This window comes from Asaia siamensis, from assembly GCF_014635085.1.
Classification (GTDB): domain Bacteria; phylum Pseudomonadota; class Alphaproteobacteria; order Acetobacterales; family Acetobacteraceae; genus Asaia; species Asaia siamensis.
The window spans coordinates 220079-241897 of record NZ_BMCH01000006.1 but is presented as its reverse complement, the minus strand read 5'-3'; the positions used below and the strand labels follow the sequence as shown (position 1 = coordinate 241897).

The following is a 21819-nucleotide window of genomic DNA, read 5'->3' as shown; positions in this document are numbered from 1 at the left end:
GGTGATCTCAGGCAATGTGCCCACCGAGCTCATCTTCGATATGCGCCTCGATGATCTCGTCGAAGCTTTGTTCGGTCGTGAAGCCGAGCGCGAGGGCGCGCTGCGGGTCAAAGCCCCGTGCCCAGCCTGCCACGATGCGCGCCACCGCCTCGTCCGGCGCCCGTTTGATGAGCGCGACGGCCTTGTCACCGGCAATGCGGCGCAGCGCGGCAATCTGGTCACCAACGGTGATGGAAAGCGCAGGCATCGAGAGATTGGGGCGCTCGCCCAGCAGGGAGAGATCGAGCGTTGCGGCATGACGCAGAAACTGCACGGCTGAACGCGGGCTCGTCATCCAGTGGCGAATCGTATCGGGTACGGGAAGAATGGCTTCCTGACCGACCAGTGGCTCGCGGATGATGCCGGAGAAGAACCCCGACGCCGCGCGGTTGGGCTTGCCCGGGCGCACGCAGATGGTGGGAAGGCGCAAGCCGATGCCGTCGAAGAAACCGCGCCGACGATAATCAGCAAGAAGCAACTCGCAGATGGCTTTTTGCGTGCCATAGCTGGTCTGAGGCGTCAGGATGTAGTCATCCGGGATGATATCGGGGAAGTCGCCACCGAATACGGCGTTGGATGACGCGAAAACGACGCGCGGTTTCCAGCCTTCGCGGCTGTTGATGTGGCGGATTGCCTCGAAGAGCGTGCGTGTGCCGTCCAGATTGACGCTGTAGCCCTTGTCGAAATCGGCCTCAGCCTCGCCCGACACAATGGCAGCGAGGTGATAGATGATATCCGGGCGACCACTCAGAAGGCGCTCTGCGGCGCTATGCTGGGTAAGATCGCATGTCATGGTCTCGCACGAGCCGGTAAACCCGGCAGGTGACGTCGGCGCGATGACATCGGCCAGTGTGAGCCGGCTGAGTGCGGCAGCCCCATCAAGGGGGGTGTTGATCAGGCTCTCGGTAAATTTGCGCCCGATCATGCCTGCGGCGCCAATGACGAGGATATGCATCTGTGTCACCTTTCCTGTCGGAAGACCCGAATTCAGATGAACGGAACCTATCCGAAAGTTAATCAGGCGCTAGAAGCAAGATGGAAGCGGGTGATCAGCTTTTCTGATCGCCAGAGCCTCAATGGCGCTGAAAACCAGCAAGGCCGCGGGTGTCAGAGGTCGGTCAGGCAGGCTGATGAGAGAATAGGCGCCGAGAAAATCGGGCATCGGTACCGAGAGGCGGCGGATCATGCCGGCTTTTTCGTAATGTCGGCTCACGCTGCATGGAATGACCGCCAGAAGATTGGAATGCAGCAGAAGGTCGATTGTCGCGAACATCGATGACGCTTCGATGGGATGTGCGGGCAGGGGAAGGAGCGCCGTCGTGAAGGCGGCTTCTATGGCTCGCCTCATGGGGCTGGGAGCGGTCTGAAGGATCCAGCGTTCCTGCGCCACATCCTCCAGGGTGAGGGTGCCAGAATCGGCCATCGGATTTGTGCGGCTTGTCACCACGCAGAGGGGTTCACTGGCGAGGTCACGGCAATCGAGTGAGGTCGGGCCGTGCAGCCCGAGTGGACGCCCGATCACGAAGTCGAGCCTTCCGCTTTCCATGCCGAGAAGCAGGGCGTCGCTGGTATCGACCGAAAGAGACAGGCTTATGCCTGGCTGGGAATGGGCAATATCGGCAAAGACGGGCGAGACAAGTTCCGGCAGGGCCGCGACGATTGATCCGACGCGCACGGTTCCATAGGTGCCTTCCTGCATGGCGTTCATGTCGAGCTGCAGACGGTCGATATCGTTGAGCATCAATCGTGCATGTCGTGCCGCAAGAACGCCGCTGGGGGTGGGGAAGACGCCTTGCGACGACCGCTCAAAAAGACGGGCATTAAGCGCGTGTTCGACCTCCTGAAGCAGCTTTGAAACGGAAGGCTGAGAGAGATTCATCCTCTCGGCGGCGCGATGCAGGTTATTGGTGGCTTCGAGTTCGAGTATCAGGCGCAGATGCCTGAGCTTGAGGCGGTTGATCAGTGAATGGGCCGTCATGGAGCGGGTTCCGGGAAGCAAATCGTCACATGTGCGCAGGCAGAAACAGAGAGGGCGCGCCTAGCGGGGCGCTGGCACATCTTGCTCGTGCATGGCCTGTTTCAGCAGCGAAAGGATCGTGAGTGCAGCGGGTGTTGAGGGGCGTTCTTTTGATGTCATCAGCCCCCAGGGGGCCACGTCGAACACGAAATCGATTGGTAGGCTGGCAATCTGGCCGATATCCGATTGCAGTTTTGCCGCAGGGGCGGAGAGGATCGTAAGGGCGTCGGTCCGGGTGATATAGGCGAGGGTCATCATCCATGAATCGGACGAGACGACACGGGTAGGCAGCGGAAGATCCTCTTCCAGAAGAAGCTCTTCGAAACGCTGGCGCGAGCGGCTGCCCTTGCGTTGCAGGATCCATGGCCACTCCGCCAGCGCCTGCAGCGAGACGGGGCCATTGCCGAGCAGGGGGTGATCGGGGCGTGAGGCGATCACCAGCCTTTCGGCGGCGATTTCTTCATACTGCACCGGATAGGGCGAGGGGATGACCGGTCTCCGGCCAAGCATGATGTCGATCTGTCCGTCTGTCAGCATCTGGAAAAGCGCGTCGCTCGGGCCACTGCGAATTTCGAGCTCGATTTCGGGATAATCCTGCTGCGCGATGCGCAACATATCGACCAGTGACTGGATGACCGGGCCATCAATTGCGCCGATCGATACATGACCGATGCGGCCGTCGACCAGGGCGTTGAGCTCGACGCGTGTTCGTTCGAGTTCCTCGAGCATGGAGACGGCGTGACGTGTCAGCACCTCGCCCGCAAAGGTCGGGATCATACGTCGCCCTTCCAGACGGAAGAGGCGGATCCTCATCAAATCCTCGAGATCTCCGATCAGTTTGGAAGCGGCAGGCTGCGCCATGCCGAGACTTTCTGCCGCAGCCTGAAGGGTCGCGTGACGCGAAAAGGCCGAGAGAAGCTGCAGATGACGTAGCTTGAGGCGCGAGGCAATGAACCAGAACGGGCCGAGATGCGGGTGCGGCATGAGAGATTTCATAGTCAAACGGTTATGTATCGCGTGGATACGACTATTGGACGCGCCTCTTAACGGGTGACTATTTCTTTCGCCCGGATCATCGCTGGAACACTCCGTTTTCAGCGTCCATCAAAATGATTGTGAAGGTTGGGCGACATGTCGGTTCAGATCATCAGAAGTGCTGCGGTTATCGGGGCAGGGTATATGGGCGGTGGTATCGCCCAGAGCCTTGCAGCGGCAGGGATGCGTGTGACCCTTGCCGATATTTCCCCCGAGGCGACGCAGCGCGCCCTTGAGCGTCTGCTGGGCGAGGCACGCGCCTTTGAGGATCAGGGCCTGATCGTGAAGGGCAGCTATGACCGGATCATGGTCAATCTCACGACGGCGCCGTCGATCGAAGAGGCGGTTCGCGACGTTGATTTCATCGAAGAGGCGGTGTTCGAGCGCGAGGACGTCAAGAAAGAGGTGCTGGGGCGTATCAGCGCTGCAGCCCGTCCCGATGCGATTATCGGCACCAATACCTCGACCATTCCCGTGCATGTGCTGGCGCCGATGGTAAAAGGGCAGGAGCGGTTCCTGACTGTGCATTTCAGCAATCCGGCACCGTTCATCCCTGGGGTCGAGCTGGTGTCGGGCGTCGCCACGAAGCCGGAAGTCGTGACGACGGTCAAGGAGATGCTGAACCGTGTGAACCGGCAATCGGCAGAGGTGGCCGACAGGCCGACCTTCGTGTTGAACAGGCTGCAATACGTGCTGTTCAAGGAGGCAAATACCATCGTCGAAGAGGGTATCGCGACGCCGGAGGATGTCGACACGATCGTGCGGTCGACCTTCGGTTTTCGTCTGCCGTTCTTCGGGCCGTTCGCCATTGCCGATATGGCCGGGCTTGAGGTCTATGTGAATGGCTTCGTTACCGCAGAGAACGCTTTCGGTCCGCGTCTGTCCTGCCCTGATACGGTCAGGAAGCTGGTGGAAGAAGGCAAGCACGGCGTGAAGAACGGTGCCGGTTATTACGGGAATTACAGCCCGGAGGAAGCGGCAGAACTCGTGGCCTATCGGAACAAGGCCTATGCGAAGATGGCGGAACTGCTGCGTGAGCTCGGCCCGTCTCCGCTCGAGAAAAAACGCCTGAAATGAGGGGTGGGGAGGCCGGTACCGGCCGTATCCCGTGAGTCAGAGGCCAGAATGTTCGCGGGACGTTCGTTCTGGTCCTTGCAGAGAAGTCCTGAGACAAGGTAGCGACAAGCCATCGCAAGTAGAAACATTTCTTCATGATTCTCGCGATGGCTGTGAGCACTCAGTGTAAAGAGATCCCGTTCATACAGTTACAGTTTTGTAATAGAATGGAAGAAAATCATCATGCCGCGTCAAACGGCATTATGGCGCGATGGATATGTGTCTAGAAAAATTTCTGGATATATTTCATAATACATGGCAGAATAATTTTATTACTTTCATTAATATAGTGTCATTTTAATTTCAGCATTGCTGAAATCTTGATGTTTACATTCTTGCGCGGGTTGATTTAAATGGAATGCCATTCACGGATGTGGAACAGGACTGATCGATCATGTCTGGACGGACGCCATTTTCAGGATTGCTGTGCTGACTGCCGATGCCACGAGGCGGCAGCGGTTGCGCGCGCATGTTCACGAGGCACATGAAAGCCTCGATGGCCTGATTGGCGGTCTAGAGACCGAGCGCGATTATTTGCGTTATCTTGCCGGTATGGCGGCTTTTCGTATCTCGGCAGAGGCTGCAGTCGAGGCGCGACGCTTTCCATCATGGCTGAAGGACTGGCGACCGGTTTCGACGCGTCTCGCACTCGAAAAAGACGTCGAGACACTTCGTTTGTCCTGTCCGCCTGTTTCCGCCCTTGCGCCCCCCGAGACGGATTCCGGGCTCCTGGGTATGCTGTACACCCTCGAAGGGTCGGCGCTTGGCGCCCGCCTGATTGCCAAGCGTGCGAAGGCGCTGGGTTTCGACGAGGACCATGGCGCAACCCATCTTGCCGTTCAGACGGCAGCGCCTGCCAATTGGCGCGTATTTCTCGATCTTCTTGAAGCAGCACCGGTTTTCGATCTCGATGAAGCCGGGGCCGAAGCCTCGCGTCTTTTCCGGCATGCCTATGACGCCATGATGCTTGTGGATCGTGCAGAGGAAAAAGTTCATGGCTGAATTCGGTCAGGTCGATCTGACGAGCTGCGATCGGGAGCCGATCCATCTCCCTGGCAGCATTCAGCCCCATGGCTGCTTGATCACATGTTCTGTCAGTGATTTTGTCGTGCTGCGTCATTCAGCCAATGCACAGGACATGCTGGGCCAGCCGGAGCTCACCCTTGGCTGCAGCCTGATCGAGCTTTTCGGCTCGGATATCGTGCATGATATCCGCAACGGCCTGACCTTGAGCGTCACCCAGCGTCGACCGGTTTTCCTGCTCAATCAGGCGCTCGGTCCGGACAGGCATTTCGACCTGGCTGTGCATATCGTCAACGGGGAGGTCGTGCTGGAATGCGAGCCTGCCTCGCCGACCCAGCGCGCCACCAAGTTTCTTACCCAGCTCCATGGCATGATGGACCGGGTGCGCAAGACGACCGATATCACCCGGCTGTTCGATGTCGTGACCATGCTCATGCGAGGGCTGCTCGATTATGACCGGGTGATGGTCTATCGTTTTGCCGATGACTGGTCCGGCAAGGTGGTATCTGAAGCGCGTGCCCTGTCTCTGGAAAGCTTTCTGGGGCAGCATTTTCCGAGCGCTGACATTCCTGCCCAGGCTCGGGAGCTCTATCGCCGCTCACCAATACGCATGATCGGCGATGTCGGTTACACGCCGGTTCCCCTCATCGAGGCTGAAGGGCTTTCATCGCTCGATATGTCGCTGGGCCAGTTGCGCAGCGTATCGCCTATCCACTGCGAATATCTGACCAATATGGGTGTGCGCGCCTCCATGTCGATCTCGATCGTGATCGATGGCGCGCTCTGGGGCATGATTGCCTGTCATCATTATTCCCCGCGCATCCTGCCGATTGCCGAGCGTGCCGTCGTGCAGATGTTCTCGGAGTTCTTCGCGCTTCAGATCATCGTCATTCTGAAAACGACTCGGCTGCAGGTCGCCGAGCGGACACACGGGCTGATCGAAAGCGTCTTGCGCAACGCTGCCTCGGTTTCGGATATGCCAGCCTATCTGCGGGGGCAGATCAGCCGATTGGCCCCGCTCATCCAGTCAGACGGTATCGCCATCTGGATCGATAACGAGTGGACCGGTCACGGCATTTCGGCGCCGAAAGAGGTTCAGAACGAGTTTGTCGAGCTTGCCCTGCGCAAGGCTGGCACGCAGATCTGGCAGTCGGATCATCTGGTCAAGGACCACCCCTGGATCGCGGCGCATACGGCGCATGTCGCCGGTGTGCTGATCATTCCGATTTCGCCCCAGCCCCAGAACTATGTCTTTCTCTTCCGTCGTGAGATCGTGCAGACCATCAACTGGGGTGGCGATCCGCACAAGACCTACGAGCATGGTCCGCACGGCCCCCGCCTGACGCCGCGTCAGAGTTTTGCGATCTGGAAAGAGCAGGTGCATGAGCGCTGCCTTCCCTGGTCGAGCTTCGATATCGAGGCCGCCGGACAATTGCGTTCGGCCCTGATTGAGGTGATGGGCGTTTATCACCAGCAGCAGCTTTCAGAGCGCGCGGATGCCGATCTTCGCCAGCGCATGCTCAATGAAGAGCTCAATCACCGGGTCAAGAACATCCTTGCCGTCGTGCAGTCTCTGATCGGTCGGCCTGTAGGCAAGGACAGGACGATCGAGGAATATGTCGAGGTGCTGCGCGGGCGCATCAAGGCGCTTGCCAGTGCGCATGATCAGGTCGCCCGGAGCGATGGCGGTGGCCTGCTGCGTACCTTGCTTGAAGCCGAGCTTGAGCCCTACCGGCATCAGCCCTCTGCGGTCGTGCTTGAGGGGGATAATCTCTGGCTGTCCGGCCCTGCGCTCTCGGTTGTCGCGCTGACGCTTCATGAACTGGCAACCAATGCCGCCAAATATGGTGCGCTCTCGCGGCCGACAGGCACGCTGACGCTGCGCTGGTTCCTGGACGAGGATCAGAAAAACTGGGTGCTGGAATGGACAGAGACCGGTGGTCCGCCGGTGACGCCGCCCAAGGGCAATGGGTTTGGCTCTGTTCTGCTTGAGCGCGCGATCCCTCATGAACTGAGCGGTACGTCCGTGCGTGAGTTCAGGCCTGAGGGGCTGTTCATTCGCCTGACTTTCCCGGTTCGCCATGCCGTGCTGGTTTCCGAAGTCGCGGCAGAGCCTGTGGTCGAGGATATGCCCGCTGCTACTGCGGCTCAGTCTGAGCGGCTTCATGCAGCCCATGTGCTTCTTGTCGAGGATCAGCTGCTCATTGCCATGGAGACGGAGCAGGCGCTTACTGCTTATGGCGTGCAGCACATTCGCACCGTCTCATCGGTTTATGAAGCTGGGCAGGCCATTCGCGAGCGCTGCCCTGATGTGGCGCTGCTTGACTTCAATCTGGGCAAGGAAAACTCGCACGAGGTGGCAACGCTTCTGCGCAAGAAGGGCGTGCCCTTCCTGTTTGCCACGGGCTACGCGGATCGGACCATGATCCCGTCCGAATTCCAGGATGTGCCGGTGCTGCGCAAGCCCTATTCGATCAAGAGTATCGTGCAGGAATTGCTCAAGGTTCTGCCGGCCTGAGGAGGGCCCTGGGGGTATTATTCCCCAAGCCGCTTCTGAGCAGGAAAACCTTTTGAACAGTCGATAAACCTTGGTTTTCCGGCTGTTGTGTTCTTGACTTGTTCTGATCTCGTCTCCATCTCTCGGAGATGAAAAAGACCCTCGCTGCCCGTCTGGAAATCTTGTCGGATGCTGCCAAATACGACGCGTCCTGCGCGTCTAGCGGCGTAAGCTCGAAGAAGAAAGCGGGTGAAGAGGGGCTGGGGTCGAAAGCCTCGAACGGGATCTGTCACGCCTATACGCCTGACGGGCGATGCATTTCGCTGCTCAAGATCCTGATGACAAATTTCTGCATCTATGACTGCGCCTACTGCATCAATCGTTCATCTTCCAAGATCGAACGGACACGGTTTTCGGTCGAAGAGATCATCTGGATTACGCTGGAATTCTACCGGCGTAATTATATCGAGGGATTGTTCCTGTCTTCGGGGGTTATCCGCTCTTCCGATTATACCATGGAGGAAATGGTACGTGTGGCGCGCGAGCTGCGGCTGAAGCACCATTTCCATGGTTATATCCATCTCAAGACCATTCCCGATGCAGCGCCTCATCTGATCGAAGAGGCCGGACTCTATGCCGATCGCCTGTCGATCAATGTCGAGATGCCGACAGATGCGGGGCTTGCCGCCTACGCGCCTGAAAAGGATGCAGGGCATATACGCCAGAGCATGGGCGCCTTGCGCCTCAAGATCGAGGAATCAGGCGACCGCAGCCTGAGCGGGCGCAAGCCTCGTCGTTTCGCGCCCGGTGGGCAGAGCACGCAGATGATCATCGGTGCGGATCGCTCGACCGATCGTGACATCCTGCGCAGTTCGGCAGCGCTTTATTCGGGTTATGCGCTTCGTCGCGTCTATTACTCGGCTTTCAGCCCCATTCCTGACGCGTCGATGGCTCTGCCTGCGCAATCGCCGCCGCTTGTGCGGGAGCATCGGCTTTATCAGGCGGACTGGATGGTGCGCTTCTACGGGTTTTCATTCGAGGAGATCGTCGCCCAGCGGGAAGACGGTATGCTGGACCTTGAGCTCGATCCGAAACTGGCATGGGCTTTGCAGAACCGTGCGCTCTTCCCCGTCGATCTGAACCGCGCCAGTCGTGAGATGTTATTGCGCGTGCCGGGTCTGGGGCCGCGCTCAGTGGGGGCGTTGCTTTCGGCCAGGCGCCATTGCGCCATACGGCTGGAGGATGTGGAGCGATTGAAAGTCTCTTTGCGCAAGGTCAGGCCGTTCATCGTCACGAGTGACTGGAATCCTGCCCGGTTGATTGATCGTGACAATCTGGCGGCTGCGTTCCGCCCACAACCGCAGCAGCTTCGCCTGCTTTGAAGCGCCTTCAACTGGCCCGCGACGCGGATTTCGAGACATGGCGCGGGCTTGCCCGTGCGGCCCTCGCCGAGGGAATTGCGCCAGATCAGATCGAATGGATGAGCCCTGATGCGGCGCAGGCAGATCTGTTCTCTTCCGAGCCTGAAGCGCAGGAGCGGGAGGCACCGACGGCTCCCTGTGCAACGCCGGTGGGGCACGTCTCCAAGCCCGGTCTGGCTCTTTTGCACACCATCCTGCGCTACCATGACCCCCAGCGTTTTGCTCTGGCCTATCGGCTTTTATGGCGCCTTCAGACAGAGCCCGCGCTCCTCGCCATCGCGACCGACCCCGATATGAGGGAGGCGGCGCGCATGACGCAGCAGATACGCCGCGATATGCACAAGATGAAGGCCTTTGTGCGCTTTCGCGAGGCTACGCAGCCCGATAGCGACGGACGCAGGCATTTCATCGCCTGGTTCGAGCCGGAAAACTATATTCTCGAGAGCGTGGCGCCGTTTTTTGCCGAGCGTTTTTCCGATATGGACTGGATGATCCTGACCCCGATCGGCTCCATCCTGTTCGAGAAGGGAAAGCTGATCTGTGACCGGTCGCCTTGCGCTGCGCCAGATCTGAAGGACGATGTCGAGACCCTCTGGCACAGTTACTATCAGTCGATTTTCAATCCGGCGCGTATCAAGACAAAAGCGATGCGCTCCGAAATGCCGACCAAATACTGGAAGAATTTGCCGGAAACCCGGCTGATACCGCAAATGCTCGCCGATGCGGAAAACCGCGTTGCGGCCATGGTGGCGCGGCAGAATGATGGTCGTGCCCCGGCTTTTCACGAGCGCCATCAGGCAGAGTGGCGAGAGAAAGAGGCGCAGGAAGAGGCTCGGGGCGTGGCGCTCAACGGGCTGCCTGCTCTCTCGCGCGCGCTGGAGAGCTGCCAGCGCTGCGATCTCTGTCGCTATGCGACCCAGAGCGTGCCTGGCATCGGCCCGGATCATGCGCCTCTCATGCTTGTTGGTGAGCAACCGGGCGATCAGGAAGATCTGCAGGGAAAGCCATTTGTGGGGCCAGCGGGACAGGTGCTCGATCGTGTGTTGTCTGCGGTCGGTATCGAGCGAAGCGAGGTGTATCTCACCAATGCGGTGAAGCACTTCAAATTCGTTTCGAAAGGGCGTCGTCGCATTCACCAGACGCCGGGGCGCACTGAGATTGTTGCCTGCTCACCCTGGCTCGATCAGGAGATCAGGCTCGTTCAGCCGAAGCTGATCGTCACGCTGGGCGCTACCGCGCTTCAGGCTGTGGAAGGGCGCGTCAGTCGCCTCGGGGCACTCAGGGGGCATGTGCGCGACGGGAGCGCAACACGCCCACCTAGTCTTGCGACAATCCATCCGTCCTATCTGCTGCGCCTTCCTGAGCCTCTGAGGGCCCAAGAAGAAGAGCAGCGCTTCATGCAGGAACTCTCAGCTGCGCGTGACTGGCTCGCAGAGCATTGACGCCTGAAAAAAGAAGGCGCGGCGGCGGCACCCGTGAGAGGTGAGAAGCCCGACTTCGCTCCTTCGGGTCACGCGCTTCGGCTTCTTTACTGATCAGTACTTGCCCTTCGCCGACCGCGCGTATTAGCGGGGTGTTGCCTGTCTTCCCTGGCATCAGGACCGGGAAAGACGGGGCGGATTTCGGTCAATCGGCTTTTTCTGTCATCCACACGGCGGCATTGGCTGGCAGAAAGCCGGGTTTCTCGATGGCGTGGCTTGCCTCAAGGATTTCGCCTTCAGGAAGCACTACTTCCTTGTCGCCGCAATTCAGAATGACCCTGACAGGCCCGTTGCAGAATTCGACCACGTCCTTGCGTTCCGGCGCCCATTCAAGCGCGCCAAGACCGAGGCTGAACGCCTTGCGATGGGCAAGCAGACTGCGATAGAGCGCGAGGGGCGAGTCCGGGTCTTTCTCTTCCACGGCGACTGCATAGTTTTTGTACTGCTCTGGTTGAGGCAGCCAGAGTTCGCCTGTCTCGTTAAAACCAAGGGACGGGCCATCCGCCTTCCAGGGGAGAGGGATGCGGCACCCGTCGCGACCGATTTCCTTGCCATCAGTGCGGAAGAAAGCCGGGTCCTGACGATATTTCCTGTCGAGCTTCGTGTGATCCGGCAGGCCGAGTTCCTCACCCTGATAGAGCGTAGCCGAGCCCGGCAGGCCGAGCGTCATGAATATGACTGCGCGGGCCCGCCGCAGGCCAAGGGCCTCGTCCGGTTGCTCATGGGCTGCGTCGATACCCTGAGGGCGCGCGCCTGCATCTTTCAGGCCCAGACGCGAGGCATGGCGCACCGTGTCATGATTGGACATGACCCAGGCGGTGATGGCGCCGACCTCATGCATGGCCTTGAGTGAATCCGTGATGATCTCGCGGTATTTGGCGGCGTTCCAGCGGCAGAGCAGATAGTCGAAATTGAAGGTCTGCTGCATTTCGTCGGGCCGTACGTAACGGGCAAGACGCGAGAGAGGCTTTACCCAGGCTTCTGCCACCAGCATGCGATCGCCCGGGTAGCTGGCCAGCAGCTTGTGCCAGGCGCGATAGATTTCGTGCACGCCATCCCGGTCCCACATCGGGGCATCGCTTGGCGTCTTGTCGTCATCTTCGCCCACCATCGTGGCGCGCTCTGTATAGGGAGGCAGGCCTTTTTCCTTGATGAGTCCGTGGGCGACATCGATACGGAAGCCGTCCACCCCGCGATCGAGCCAAAAACGCAGAACGGATTCAAATTCGGTCCGCACTTCGGGGTTGTCCCAGTTCAGATCGGGCTGGCAGCTGTCGAAGAGATGCAGATACCACTGGCGTGGTTTGCCGTCCTTGCGCTCAGGTTCCTGTGTCCAGGCAATGCCGCCAAAGACGCTCTGCCAGTTATTGGGGGGCTCGCACCCGTCCTTCCCCTTGCCATCGCGAAACAGATAGCGTTCACGGGCGGCACTGCCGGGCTCGGAGGCCAGGGCTTCCTTGAACCATGCATGCTGGTTTGATGTGTGGTTTGGCACCATATCGGCAATGATGCGCAGACCGTGGTCATGCGCTTCCTTAATCAGCGCCTCGTAATCGGCGACCGTACCGAAAAGCGGGTCGATCTTGCGATAATCGGAGATGTCATATCCGGCATCGCCCTGTGGCGACTGGAAACAGGGGGAGATCCATAGCGCGTCGACGCCGAGCCGTTCCAGATAGGGCATGTGGCTGATGATGCCGGGAAGGTCGCCGATACCGTCACCGTTGGAATCGGCAAAGGAGCGCGGGTAGATCTGATAGATGACAGCGTCTTTCCACCAGACTGGAGCTGAACCGTTCTGAGCCATGGTTTTCTTCCGTGATCGTGATGATGTCAGAACACGGAGGAAACCTGCCAGTTGGCGCCGTCACACAAAGTTGCGGATACAAGAGACCTGCACGCCAGCCGCTCGTGAAAGCCTCGGGGTGACGATGGCTGTCCTGGGGCAGGGGCGCAAGCGCCCCTGCGTGGGGGTTACTTCTGGTAGCCTGTCTGGCGGATTACGCGGTTGGTGGCGGCATTGGCTGCGCTCAGACCTGAATCGACCGTATTCGACCCTGCGAGGATCGAGGCAATGGTCTGCCCGACCTGCGTGCCGATGCCCTGGAAGGGCGTGATGTCGACAAACTGTGCGCCGACATAGGGGCGCGGCTGCGCCGTCTGACCTGACGGGTTGGAGGTCTCAATGGCTTTCAGCACGAAGGACGAGAAGGGGGCGACCTTCTGATAGTCGGGCGACTGATAAGAGGAGCTGCGTGTGCCTGGCGGAATATTGACCCAGCCATCGGTCTTGGCGACGAGCTGGATATAGTCTTTTGACGTCGCCCACTGAATGAAGGTGCTGGCTGCCTCGGCATGGGTGGAAGAAGCCGGAATGGCCAGATTCCACGACCAGAGCCAGGTTGGACCACCCTTGAAGCTGCCCGTTGGCAGTGAGGCAAAGCCCACCTTGTCGGCGACACTGCTCTGTTTTGCATCGAATACCGTGCCGGCAGCACTGGTGGCGTCGATCCAGATGGCGCAATGGCCGGTCGCGAAAAGCGAGAGATTTTCGTTGAAGCCGTTCGCGCTCGCGCCAGGCGGGCCGAACTGCTTGAGAAGCGAGGTGTAATAGGTAATCGCGTTGTGCCAGGCCGGCGTGTTGAGTGTCGGCTTCCAGCTCATATCGAACCACTGACCGCCAAAGCCAGTCACCATGGTGGTGACGATGGTCATGTTCTCGCCCCAGCCCGGCTTGCCGCGCAGGCAGATACCATAGGTGTCGCCTGCCTTGTCGGTCGTCTTGGCAGCGAAATCGCGGATCTGATCGTAGGTGGGTGTCTCGGGCATGGTGATCCCGGCCTTGGCGAAGAGATCCTTGCGGTACAGGGTCATCACGCTCTCTGCATAGAAGGGCAGCGCGTAAACCTTGCCTTCATAGCTCACGCTTTCACGCACCGGAGCGATGATGTCATTGAGATCATAGGCAGCGGGCAGGGAGTCGAATTTATAGAGCCAGCCCTGCTTGGCCCAGAGCGGCACTTCGTAATTGCCGATGGTCAGGATATCGAACTGCCCTGCATGGGTGGCGATATCGGTCGTCACGCGCTGGCGCAGAACGTTTTCTTCCAGCGTCACCCAGCGCAGATGGATATCCGGATGGGCTTTCTCGAATACTGTCGAGAGCTTGCGCATTTCGATCATCTGCACGTTGTTGACGGTCGCGATCGTGAGCGTCGTGTCGGCCTTGGCCTGAGCGGCGAGGCCGAAGCCAAGGGCCGCGCTGGCCAGAAGCAGGGTTTTCTTCATTGGGGACTGTCCTTGGGTGGGCGCTTGCACTGGAGAAATCAGGTCTGGGGCATCTGGCTGCCGATCCCGGCATTCCGGGGGAAGGCAGCGCGGCTCATGTGGCGGAAAGGCACCACATTCATTCGTTTTCCCGGGAAATGTAACAGGGCAGGGGCCGTGTCGACCTGTCGCGGTGCAGGGGCGGGCGCGTTTTCGTGCCAAAGGCTTGGGGCTTCAGCCCGGACATGGTTCGCATGGCTTTTGTCGATCCGGTTCGTCTTGTGCCGCTTCACTGGAACGGCGCGAAGTGACGCTCTCATTCTTTCCGAAAATTAACAAGGGAATGACATGACCGTAACATGAATGTGTTATCTATGACAGATGGGCGTTCTCAAGGGGGCGCAGCCCCCGATAGTCATGCAGTAGAGAGTCTGTAACAATCCATACATTCTGTAGTGCTTTGGCCCTCGTTCTTCTTATTCTTCTTGCTAGAGAGAGGTCATAGGCATCGGACCCGATGTCTTCGCAAATACAGGAAGATGACGAGTATGATCTCGAAGAAGACTTTTAGCATGCTGGCCCTGGCTGCCGCGCCGTCTTTCATGGCGCTGGCTTATGCCCATGCTCCCGCACCGCTCCCGCCCGGACCGATGGCCCCTCCGGGCCATATGGGTCCCATGATGCCCCCGCCGCTCATGGGCATGCTGCGTGGCGTGGACCTGACGAAAGAACAGCGCGACAAGATCCACGCCCTGATGCATGGCCATCGTGCAGAGCGTCGTGATGCCATGCACCAGCGTTTCGATGTCGATCAGAAAATCGGGGCGCTGCTGATGGCGAAGGGGCCGGTCGACAAGGCAAAGCTCGATGCGCTCATCAAGCAGAAGGAAGCGCTCAACGCCAAGGACGAAGAAGCAATGGCTGCCGATGCCGTTGCGATCCATGATATCCTGACTCCCGAGCAGCTCGACAAGGCCCGCACGACCCAGGAGAAGCTCGACTCACTCGAAGGGCAGATCCGCGATCTTCTGCGCCCGCCGCATGCCAAGGGCGATGCAGACAAGGATGAGCCCGACGCTCCCTGATCTCTGGCTCAGGAAGAGGGGCAGGATGTCTCTCTCCTGAGCAATCGGGCGGCATGGGCACGCGAGCGGACGTTTTGTCTTGACTTTGCGCTCTCATGCCTTTAGCTGCCTGACCAGATTTGAAACGCCACCTCGCGAAGACTCGCGCAGTGGCGTCTTTCTGTTGCTTATAAGGGTTCCACGTGTTCGACACGCTTTCAGGCAAGCTTTCCGGTGTATTTGAGGGTCTGTCCAAGCGCGGCAGGCTGTCCGAGGCGGATGTTGCCGAAGCGATGCGCGAAGTGCGTCTGGCCATGCTGGATGCAGACGTGGCGCTGCCCGTCGTGCGCGACTTCGTCAACAAGGTGAAGGAAAAGGCCGTCGGGACGGAGGTGCTTGAGAGCATCTCACCCGGTCAGGCCGTTGCCAAGATCGTCAACGACGCGCTGATCGAGGCGCTGGGCGGTGCTGGTAACGTGCCGCTCAATCTTGCGGCCGTTGCCCCTGTGCCCGTCCTGATGGTCGGTCTGCAGGGTTCGGGCAAGACCACGACGTCGGGCAAGATTGCCCTGCGTCTGCTGACGCGCGAGCGCAAGCGTGTGCTTCTCGCCTCCCTCGACGTCCAGCGCCCGGCCGCCCAGCTTCAGCTGCAGCAGCTGGCGGAGCGCGTCGGCGTCGGCTCGCTGCCGATTATCGCCGGTCAGCAGCCTGTCGAGATTGCCAGGCGTGCCCTCGAGACGGGCCGTCGCGAAGGCTATGACGTCGTCATTCTCGATACGGCAGGTCGTCTGTCGATCGATGAAGCCCTGATGCAGGAAGTTCGCGACGTACGCGATGCGACCAATCCGGTCGAAACCCTGCTCGTGGTCGACGCCATGACGGGTCAGGACGCTGTCAACACTGCGCAGCGCTTCAACGAAGCCGTCGGCATCACCGGTGTCGTCATGACCCGTATGGATGGCGACGCACGTGGTGGCGCAGCGCTATCGATGCGCGCCATTACAGGGGCGCCGATCAAGCTCGTCGGTCTGGGCGAAAAGCTCGAGGCCCTCGACGATTTCTACCCCGAGCGCGTTGCCGGTCGTATCCTTGGTCTTGGTGACATTGCCGGGCTGGTCGAGAAGGCCAGCGAGACGCTCGACCACGAAGAGAGCGAACGCGTCGCCAAGAAGATGATGGCGGGCAAGTTCGATCTCGACGACTATGCCTCGCAGCTGCGCCAGATCGGCAAGATGGGCTCGATTTCGGGCATCGTCGGCATGCTGCCCGGCATGGGCAAGCTGAAGGAAAAGCTGGGCGATCAGGATCTCGATACCTCGATCTTCAAGCGTCACCAGGTCATCATTTCCTCGATGACCAAGGATGAGCGCAAGACGCCCGCCATTATCAAGGCCTCTCGCAAGAAGCGTATCGCTGCCGGTTCGGGCACCACGGTTCAGGAGGTCAACAAGTTGCTCAAGCAGTTTGACGACATGTCCACCATCATGAAGCGCATCAGCAAGATGGGCCTCGGTGGCATGAAGCAGATGCTTTCCGGTCTCATGTCGGGCGGTGCTCCCGGCGGGCGGCCCGGCGGTGGCTTTGGCGGCCCGCGCCGCTAACCCCAACCGGCATGATTTTCACATAGTTTTCGATACCCTGGAGTAAAAATATGAGCGTTAAGATCCGCCTTTCGCGCGCTGGTGCCAAGAAGCGTCCGTACTACCACATCGTGATTGCTGACAGCCGTAGCCCCCGCGATGGCCGCTTCATCGAGAAGGTTGGTGCCTACAACCCGATGCTGCCCTCCGACCATGCTGACCGCATCCGTCTGAACGACGAGCGCATCAAGCACTGGCTGTCAAACGGCGCGCAGGCGACCGATCGCGTTGCCCGCTTCCTTGGTAATGCCGGTCTGATCGAAAAGCCCGTTTACAACGAGCAGCCCAAGCAGTCCGCGCCGAAGAAGCGCGCCCAGGAGCGTGCAGCCGCCAAGGCCGCAGCCTGAGCCATAGACCAGGGATAGGCTTCAGCATTTCATGACGTCCGGCACCGCCTCCAGCAAGATTCTCGTGGCGACCGTGGGCAGGCCCCATGGCGTTCGGGGGCTCGTGCATCTTTTTGCGGCGACTGATGACCCGGCTTCGGTCGAGGAAATCGGCGCGCTGCAGGATGAAAAGGGCAGCGTCTGGCGTGCGGAATGGCAGGGTCATGGCATCGCGCGTCTGTACGATGCTGCCGGCCGTGCCGTAACCGACCGCGATGAGGCCGCACGTCTCGTCAATCTCAAGCTGTATGTCGAGCGGAATTGCCTGCCGGAAACAGAAGAGGACGAGTTCTATCATGCCGATCTGATCGGTCTGCGTGCCGAAACCCGAGAGGGCAAGGTGCTGGGCACGGTTGCGATCATTCATGATTACGGTGCGGGCGTCAGTCTGGAGATTACCGGAAACGGTCAGGACCTGATCGTGCCTTTCACCCATGCCTGCGTCCCCGAGATCCTGTTCGATCAGGGGCGTGTCATCGTCGAGCCGCCTCATGAGGTCGAGGTCGAGGGTGATCTTTCGGGCAAGGGCGATGTGGCGGTGCGTTCATGACCTGGCACGCGGATATTTTCACTCTGTTTCCGGACATGTTTCCGGGGCCGCTCGGGTTCTCCCTTGCGGGACGGGCGCTTGAAGACGGCGTCTGGTCGCTGGGTGTGCATGATCTGCGTGATTTCGGTCGCGGGCGTCATCGCGCCGTGGATGACACCCCCTTTGGTGGCGGTGCGGGAATGGTGCTTCGGGCCGATGTGGTCGCAGAAGCGCTGGACTCGATCGAGGCAGAGGGGCGGCCGGTCGTTTACCCGACGCCGCGCGGTGCGCGCCTGACTCAGGCGCAATCGCGTGACTTCGCCTCGGGTGATGGCGTGGTGGTGTTGTGCGGGCGCTTTGAAGGCGTCGATGAGCGGGTTCTGGAGCGCCGAGGCGTTGTCGAGATCTCGCTTGGCGATTTCGTGCTGTCGGGTGGGGAAATCCCCGCCTATGCGCTGCTCGATTCCTGCGTGCGCCTTCTGCCCGGTGTGATGGGTTCAGAGTTGAGCGATGCCGAAGAAAGCTTCGGCGACGGTCTGCTCGAATACCCGCATTACACCAAGCCCGCCTCATGGGAGGGTATGGATGTGCCACCGGTTCTGCTTTCGGGTCATCATGCGGCGATAGCGGCATGGCGTCACGAGCAGGCGTGTCAGACGACCCAGGTCAGACGCCCCGATCTCTGGGCGGCTTATGCTGAAGCCAAGACTAACAGATAAATTTCGTATTCTCGGAGAAGTAACATGAACATTGTCCAGCAGTATGAGGCGCGCGAAATCGAGCGTCTGACCGCCGCCCGTCCGGTTCCCGAATTCCAGGCCGGTGACACCGTGCGCGTTGGCGTGCGCGTTGTCGAAGGCACGCGTGAGCGCGTTCAGGCTTACGAAGGCGTTGTGATTGCCCGTTCCAACAAGGGCCTGAACAGCAACTTCACGGTTCGCAAGATTTCGAACGGTGAAGGCGTGGAGCGTATCTTCCCGCTTTACTCGCCCAGCATTGCCGAGATCGCTGTTGTCCGTCGCGGCAAGGTGCGTCGTGCAAAGCTGTATTATCTGCGTGAGCGTAGCGGCAAGTCGGCTCGTATTGCCGAGCGTCCCCGTGACACGGTGAAGACGGCTTCCTAAATCAGGATAGTCGAAACCGGTTTATAACAAAGGAGAGTGCGGTGGCACGAACATTGTTCGATAAAATCTGGGATGACCATGTAGTCGAACGCCTCCCGGACGGCACCTGCATTCTCTACATAGACCGTCACCTTCTACATGAGGTGACAAGCCCTCAGGCCTTTGAAGGCCTGAGGATGTCCGGGCGTCGTCTGCGTCGCCCGGATGCGACGGTCGCCGTGGTCGATCACAACGTGCCGACCTCCGACCGTTCGCTGCCGATCGAGGAGCCGGAATCCCGGCTCCAGATCGAAACGCTCGAAAAGAACGTGGCCGAATTCGGCGTTCCCTATTTCAAGCTGCGCTCGAAAGACCAGGGCATCGTGCACGTGGTGGGGCCCGAGCAGGGCATTTCCCTGCCTGGCATGACCATTGTCTGTGGCGACAGCCATACCTCGACCCATGGGGCTATGGGTGCTCTTGCCTTCGGCATTGGTACGTCTGAGGTCGAACATGTCATGGCGACGCAGACGCTGCTGCAGAAGCCTGCCAAGAACATGCGCATCACGGTTTCCGGGCAGGTTGGCCCAGGCGTGACGGCGAAGGACATCATGCTGGCAATTATCGGCAAGATCGGCACCGCAGGCGGTACCGGGCATGTCATGGAATTTGCCGGCGATGCCATTCGCGCTCTCGACATGGCAGGGCGCATGACCCTGTGCAACATGTCGATCGAGGCGGGTGCGCGCGCCGGTCTGGTGGCGCCTGACGAGACGACTTTCGCCTATGTCGAGGGGCGTCGCTTCGCCCCCAAGGGTGAGGATTTTGAAAAGGCCTGTGCGTATTGGCGCACGCTGGCATCCGATGAAGGCGCGGTGTTCGACACCGAGGTCACGCTCGATGCCGCCGAGATCCAGCCGAACCTCACCTGGGGTACGAGCCCTGAAGACGTGATTGCGATCGATGGCATTGTGCCCGATCCGGCGCAGTTCAACGATCCCGCGCGTGCCCGTCAGGTGCAGCGCATGCTTGATTATATGGGGCTCGAAGCCGGTCAGAAAATTGCGGGTACCAGGATCGATGTGGCCTTTATCGGTTCCTGCACCAACAGCCGTATCGAGGATCTCCGCTCGGCGGCCGCTATCGCCAAGGGGCGCCATGTGGCCCCCGGCGTCAGAGCGATGGTCGTGCCCGGTTCTGGTCATGTGAAGGCGGCAGCCGAGGCCGAGGGTCTTGATGCGATCTTCCGCGAGGCCGGGTTCGAATGGCGTGAAGCCGGGTGCTCGATGTGCCTTGGCATGAATCCTGACAAGCTCACCTCAGGCCAGCGTTGCGCCTCGACCTCGAACCGTAATTTCGAAGGACGTCAGGGGCCGGGCGGACGCACCCATCTGTGCTCGCCTGCCATGGCGGCAGCAGCGGCAGTTTCAGGCTGCTTTGTCGACGTGCGGGAGATGGCATGATGGACAAGTTCACGACGCTCACCGCCATTGCGGCGCCCATGCCGGTCGAAAATATCGATACCGATCAGATCATTCCGGCGCGTTTTCTCAAGACCATCCAGCGCAGCGGCCTGGGTAAGAATGCCTTTGCAGCGCAGCGTTATAATGATGACGGGTCGGAGAAGCCTGATTTCGTGCTCAACCGCGAGCCGTATCGCAAGGCTGAGATCCTGATTACGCTCGATAATCTCGGATGCGGTTCATCGCGCGAACATGCGCCCTGGGCGCTGCTCGATTTCGGGATACGCTGCGTGATTGCCCCGAGCTTTGCCGACATCTTTTTCAATAACTGCTTCAAGAACGGCATTCTGCCGATCCGCCTCCCGCGCGAGATCTGTGAATCGCTTATGGAAGACGCGCAGATGGGGGCGAATGCCCGCATCACCATCGATCTGGAAAACCAGCTCGTCCAGCGCCCCGACGGAAGCACCATTCCGTTCGAAGTCGATAGTTTCCGCAAGCATATGCTGATCGAAGGGCTCGATGACATCGGGCAGACGCTCCAGCATGACAGTGCGATCCAGTCCTTCGAGCAGAAGCGTCAGCGAGACGAATCCTGGCGCCCCACTATCGTGATGGAGACGGTTTCGTGAGCCAGGCCACCAAGCTACTCGTTCTTCCCGGCGACGGGATCGGCCCTGAAGTCATGCGTGAGGTCGTCAAGATCGTGCGCTGGCTTGGTGACGCCCGCGGGCTCTCTCTCGAGCTGACCGACGAACTGGTCGGTGGCGCGTCTCTGGCCGCTCATGGCGTTCCCCTGCGTCCTGAAGTCGTTGCGCTGGCCAAAGAAGCTGATGCCGTTCTGTTTGGTTCGGTAGGCGACCCGAAATGGAACCATGTCTCTTTTGACAAGCGCCCCGAGGCTGCCATTCTCGGCCTGCGTCAGGAACTCGAGCTTTTTGCCAATCTGCGTCCCGCACAGGTCTTCGCGCCGCTTGTCGATGCGTCTTCGCTGAAGCCGGAACTGGTTGCCGGGCTCGATATCATGATCGTGCGCGAGACTGTGGGTGGCATCTATTTCGGTGAGCCACGCGGTATCGAAACCCTGGCCGACGGGTCGCAGCGCGGCATCAATACCGAAGTCTATACGACGTCGGAAATCGAGCGCGTCGCCCGTGTCGCTTTCGAGTTGGCCCGTCTGCGCGGCAACCATGTCTGCTCGGTCGAGAAGTGCAATGTGATGGAAAGCGGTCTGCTGTGGAAGCAGGTCGTGACCGCGCTGCATGAGCGCGATTACAGCGACGTCAAGCTCAGCCACATGCTGGCCGATAACTGCGCCATGCAGCTCGTGCGCAATCCCAAGCAGTTCGATGTCATCGTGACCGGCAACCTGTTTGGCGATCTTTTGTCCGATCTGGCGTCGATGCTGACCGGCTCGCTGGGCATGTTGCCTTCGGCGACGCTCGGCCCGGTGCAGGAGAGCGGCAAGCGTCACGCGCTTTATGAGCCGATCCACGGGTCGGCACCCGATATCGCAGGGCAGGGCATCGCCAATCCGCTGGCGCAGATCCTGTCTTTCGCCATGCTGCTGCGTTATTCGCTCAAGCGCGAGGACGATGCGGCGCTGATTGAACAGGCTGTCTCGAATGTGCTGTCAAGCGGCTTGCGCACAGCCGATATCATGTCCGAAGGTATGACACGCGTCGGCACCGAGGAAATGGGCGCCGCCGTTCTTCAGGAAATGCAGAAGCTGGCCTGA

General features: G+C 59.8%; 19 protein-coding genes. 14 read left to right on the top strand and 5 right to left on the bottom strand.

Annotated features, from left to right (window positions below; all coding sequences use genetic code 11):
* Positions 1-7 precede the first annotated feature (7 nt).
* The 3 genes from denD to IEV53_RS12130 form a co-directional block, all read right to left on the bottom strand.
* Positions 8-994, bottom strand: coding sequence for a D-erythronate dehydrogenase (gene denD, locus IEV53_RS12140; protein WP_188427085.1), 987 nt, complete (start codon positions 992-994; stop codon positions 8-10).
* 69 nt (positions 995-1063) lie between these two features.
* On the bottom strand, positions 1064-2017 hold the full coding sequence (locus IEV53_RS12135) for a LysR family transcriptional regulator (protein WP_188427084.1): 954 nt from the start codon (positions 2015-2017) through the stop codon (positions 1064-1066).
* A 60-nt stretch (positions 2018-2077) separates the two neighbouring features.
* On the bottom strand, positions 2078-3040 hold the full coding sequence (locus tag IEV53_RS12130) for a LysR family transcriptional regulator (protein ID WP_188427083.1): 963 nt from the start codon (positions 3038-3040) through the stop codon (positions 2078-2080).
* A 147-nt stretch (positions 3041-3187) separates the two neighbouring features.
* Between IEV53_RS12130 and IEV53_RS12125 the strand changes: the two genes are divergently transcribed.
* The 5 genes from IEV53_RS12125 to IEV53_RS12105 all read left to right on the top strand — a co-directional run bounded on the left by IEV53_RS12125 (position 3188) and on the right by IEV53_RS12105 (position 10590).
* The gene (locus IEV53_RS12125) at positions 3188-4168 is read left to right on the top strand and encodes a 3-hydroxyacyl-CoA dehydrogenase family protein (RefSeq protein WP_188427082.1); all 981 of its coding nucleotides are present in this window, start codon (positions 3188-3190) and stop codon (positions 4166-4168) included.
* A 465-nt stretch (positions 4169-4633) separates the two neighbouring features.
* Positions 4634-5209, top strand: a complete 576-nt coding sequence (locus IEV53_RS12120) for a biliverdin-producing heme oxygenase (protein WP_188427081.1) — start codon at positions 4634-4636, stop codon at positions 5207-5209.
* Positions 5202-7748 carry an HWE histidine kinase domain-containing protein gene (locus IEV53_RS12115; RefSeq protein WP_188427080.1) on the top strand — a complete coding sequence of 849 codons (2547 nt, stop codon included), beginning with the start codon at positions 5202-5204 and terminating at the stop codon, positions 7746-7748. Before IEV53_RS12120 ends, IEV53_RS12115 begins: the two co-directional genes overlap by 8 nt.
* Before the next feature lie 128 nt (positions 7749-7876).
* Positions 7877-9109 (top strand): putative DNA modification/repair radical SAM protein, encoded by a 1233-nt coding sequence (locus tag IEV53_RS12110; protein WP_188427079.1) that lies wholly within the window; start codon positions 7877-7879, stop codon positions 9107-9109.
* Positions 9106-10590, top strand: coding sequence for a UdgX family uracil-DNA binding protein (locus IEV53_RS12105; protein ID WP_188427078.1), 1485 nt, complete (start codon positions 9106-9108; stop codon positions 10588-10590). The genes IEV53_RS12110 and IEV53_RS12105 overlap by 4 nt, the downstream gene beginning before the upstream one ends.
* A gap of 184 nt (positions 10591-10774) precedes the next feature.
* Here IEV53_RS12105 and IEV53_RS12100 read toward each other — a convergent pair whose 3' ends face one another.
* Positions 10775-12436, bottom strand: a complete 1662-nt coding sequence (locus IEV53_RS12100; RefSeq protein WP_188427077.1) for a glycoside hydrolase family 13 protein — start codon at positions 12434-12436, stop codon at positions 10775-10777.
* A gap of 167 nt (positions 12437-12603) precedes the next feature.
* Entirely contained in the window at positions 12604-13917 is a 1314-nt protein-coding gene (locus tag IEV53_RS12095) for an ABC transporter substrate-binding protein (protein ID WP_188427076.1), read from the bottom strand.
* A 551-nt stretch (positions 13918-14468) separates the two neighbouring features.
* Here IEV53_RS12095 and IEV53_RS12090 point away from each other — a divergent pair.
* The 9 genes from IEV53_RS12090 to leuB all read left to right on the top strand — a co-directional run bounded on the left by IEV53_RS12090 (position 14469) and on the right by leuB (position 21819).
* Positions 14469-14981 carry a Spy/CpxP family protein refolding chaperone gene (locus tag IEV53_RS12090; protein ID WP_188427075.1) on the top strand — a complete coding sequence of 171 codons (513 nt, stop codon included), beginning with the start codon at positions 14469-14471 and terminating at the stop codon, positions 14979-14981.
* Between the two features lie 182 nt (positions 14982-15163).
* Complete coding sequence (ffh, locus tag IEV53_RS12085) at positions 15164-16561, top strand: signal recognition particle protein (RefSeq protein WP_188427074.1); 1398 nt, start codon at positions 15164-15166, stop codon at positions 16559-16561.
* A 50-nt stretch (positions 16562-16611) separates the two neighbouring features.
* Positions 16612-16947, top strand: coding sequence for a 30S ribosomal protein S16 (gene rpsP, locus IEV53_RS12080; RefSeq protein ID WP_023978627.1), 336 nt, complete (start codon positions 16612-16614; stop codon positions 16945-16947).
* 31 nt (positions 16948-16978) lie between these two features.
* Positions 16979-17536 (top strand): ribosome maturation factor RimM, encoded by a 558-nt coding sequence (gene rimM / locus IEV53_RS12075; protein WP_188427073.1) that lies wholly within the window; start codon positions 16979-16981, stop codon positions 17534-17536.
* Positions 17533-18234 (top strand): tRNA (guanosine(37)-N1)-methyltransferase TrmD, encoded by a 702-nt coding sequence (trmD, locus tag IEV53_RS12070; protein ID WP_188427072.1) that lies wholly within the window; start codon positions 17533-17535, stop codon positions 18232-18234. Before rimM ends, trmD begins: the two co-directional genes overlap by 4 nt.
* A gap of 24 nt (positions 18235-18258) precedes the next feature.
* On the top strand, positions 18259-18639 hold the full coding sequence (gene rplS / locus IEV53_RS12065) for a 50S ribosomal protein L19 (protein WP_025884695.1): 381 nt from the start codon (positions 18259-18261) through the stop codon (positions 18637-18639).
* Positions 18640-18680: 41 nt separating this feature from the next.
* A complete protein-coding gene (leuC, locus tag IEV53_RS12060) occupies positions 18681-20081 on the top strand; it encodes a 3-isopropylmalate dehydratase large subunit (RefSeq protein WP_025884696.1) in 1401 nt (466 codons plus the stop codon).
* Positions 20081-20713 carry a 3-isopropylmalate dehydratase small subunit gene (gene leuD / locus IEV53_RS12055; protein ID WP_188427112.1) on the top strand — a complete coding sequence of 211 codons (633 nt, stop codon included), beginning with the start codon at positions 20081-20083 and terminating at the stop codon, positions 20711-20713. The genes leuC and leuD overlap by 1 nt, the downstream gene beginning before the upstream one ends.
* Positions 20710-21819, top strand: coding sequence for a 3-isopropylmalate dehydrogenase (leuB, locus tag IEV53_RS12050; RefSeq protein WP_188427071.1), 1110 nt, complete (start codon positions 20710-20712; stop codon positions 21817-21819). The genes leuD and leuB overlap by 4 nt, the downstream gene beginning before the upstream one ends.

Bases quoted from the DNA above. Each gene is read 5' to 3' on its own strand.
- denD (WP_188427085.1), bottom strand. From the start codon at position 994: ATGCATATCCTCGTCATTGGCGCCGCAGGCATGATCGGGCGCAAATTT.
- IEV53_RS12135 (WP_188427084.1), bottom strand. From the start codon at position 2,017: ATGACGGCCCATTCACTGATCAACCGCCTCAAGCTCAGGCATCTGCGC.
- IEV53_RS12130 (WP_188427083.1), bottom strand. From the start codon at position 3,040: ATGCCGCACCCGCATCTCGGCCCGTTCTGGTTCATTGCCTCGCGCCTC.
- IEV53_RS12125 (WP_188427082.1), top strand. From the start codon at position 3,188: ATGTCGGTTCAGATCATCAGAAGTGCTGCGGTTATCGGGGCAGGGTAT.
- IEV53_RS12115 (WP_188427080.1), top strand. From the start codon at position 5,202: ATGGCTGAATTCGGTCAGGTCGATCTGACGAGCTGCGATCGGGAGCCG.
- IEV53_RS12110 (WP_188427079.1), top strand. From the start codon at position 7,877: ATGAAAAAGACCCTCGCTGCCCGTCTGGAAATCTTGTCGGATGCTGCC.
- IEV53_RS12100 (WP_188427077.1), bottom strand. From the start codon at position 12,436: ATGGCTCAGAACGGTTCAGCTCCAGTCTGGTGGAAAGACGCTGTCATC.
- IEV53_RS12095 (WP_188427076.1), bottom strand. From the start codon at position 13,917: ATGAAGAAAACCCTGCTTCTGGCCAGCGCGGCCCTTGGCTTCGGCCTC.
- IEV53_RS12090 (WP_188427075.1), top strand. From the start codon at position 14,469: ATGCTGGCCCTGGCTGCCGCGCCGTCTTTCATGGCGCTGGCTTATGCC.
- rpsP (WP_023978627.1), top strand. From the start codon at position 16,612: ATGAGCGTTAAGATCCGCCTTTCGCGCGCTGGTGCCAAGAAGCGTCCG.
- rimM (WP_188427073.1), top strand. From the start codon at position 16,979: ATGACGTCCGGCACCGCCTCCAGCAAGATTCTCGTGGCGACCGTGGGC.
- trmD (WP_188427072.1), top strand. From the start codon at position 17,533: ATGACCTGGCACGCGGATATTTTCACTCTGTTTCCGGACATGTTTCCG.
- rplS (WP_025884695.1), top strand. From the start codon at position 18,259: ATGAACATTGTCCAGCAGTATGAGGCGCGCGAAATCGAGCGTCTGACC.
- leuD (WP_188427112.1), top strand. From the start codon at position 20,081: ATGGACAAGTTCACGACGCTCACCGCCATTGCGGCGCCCATGCCGGTC.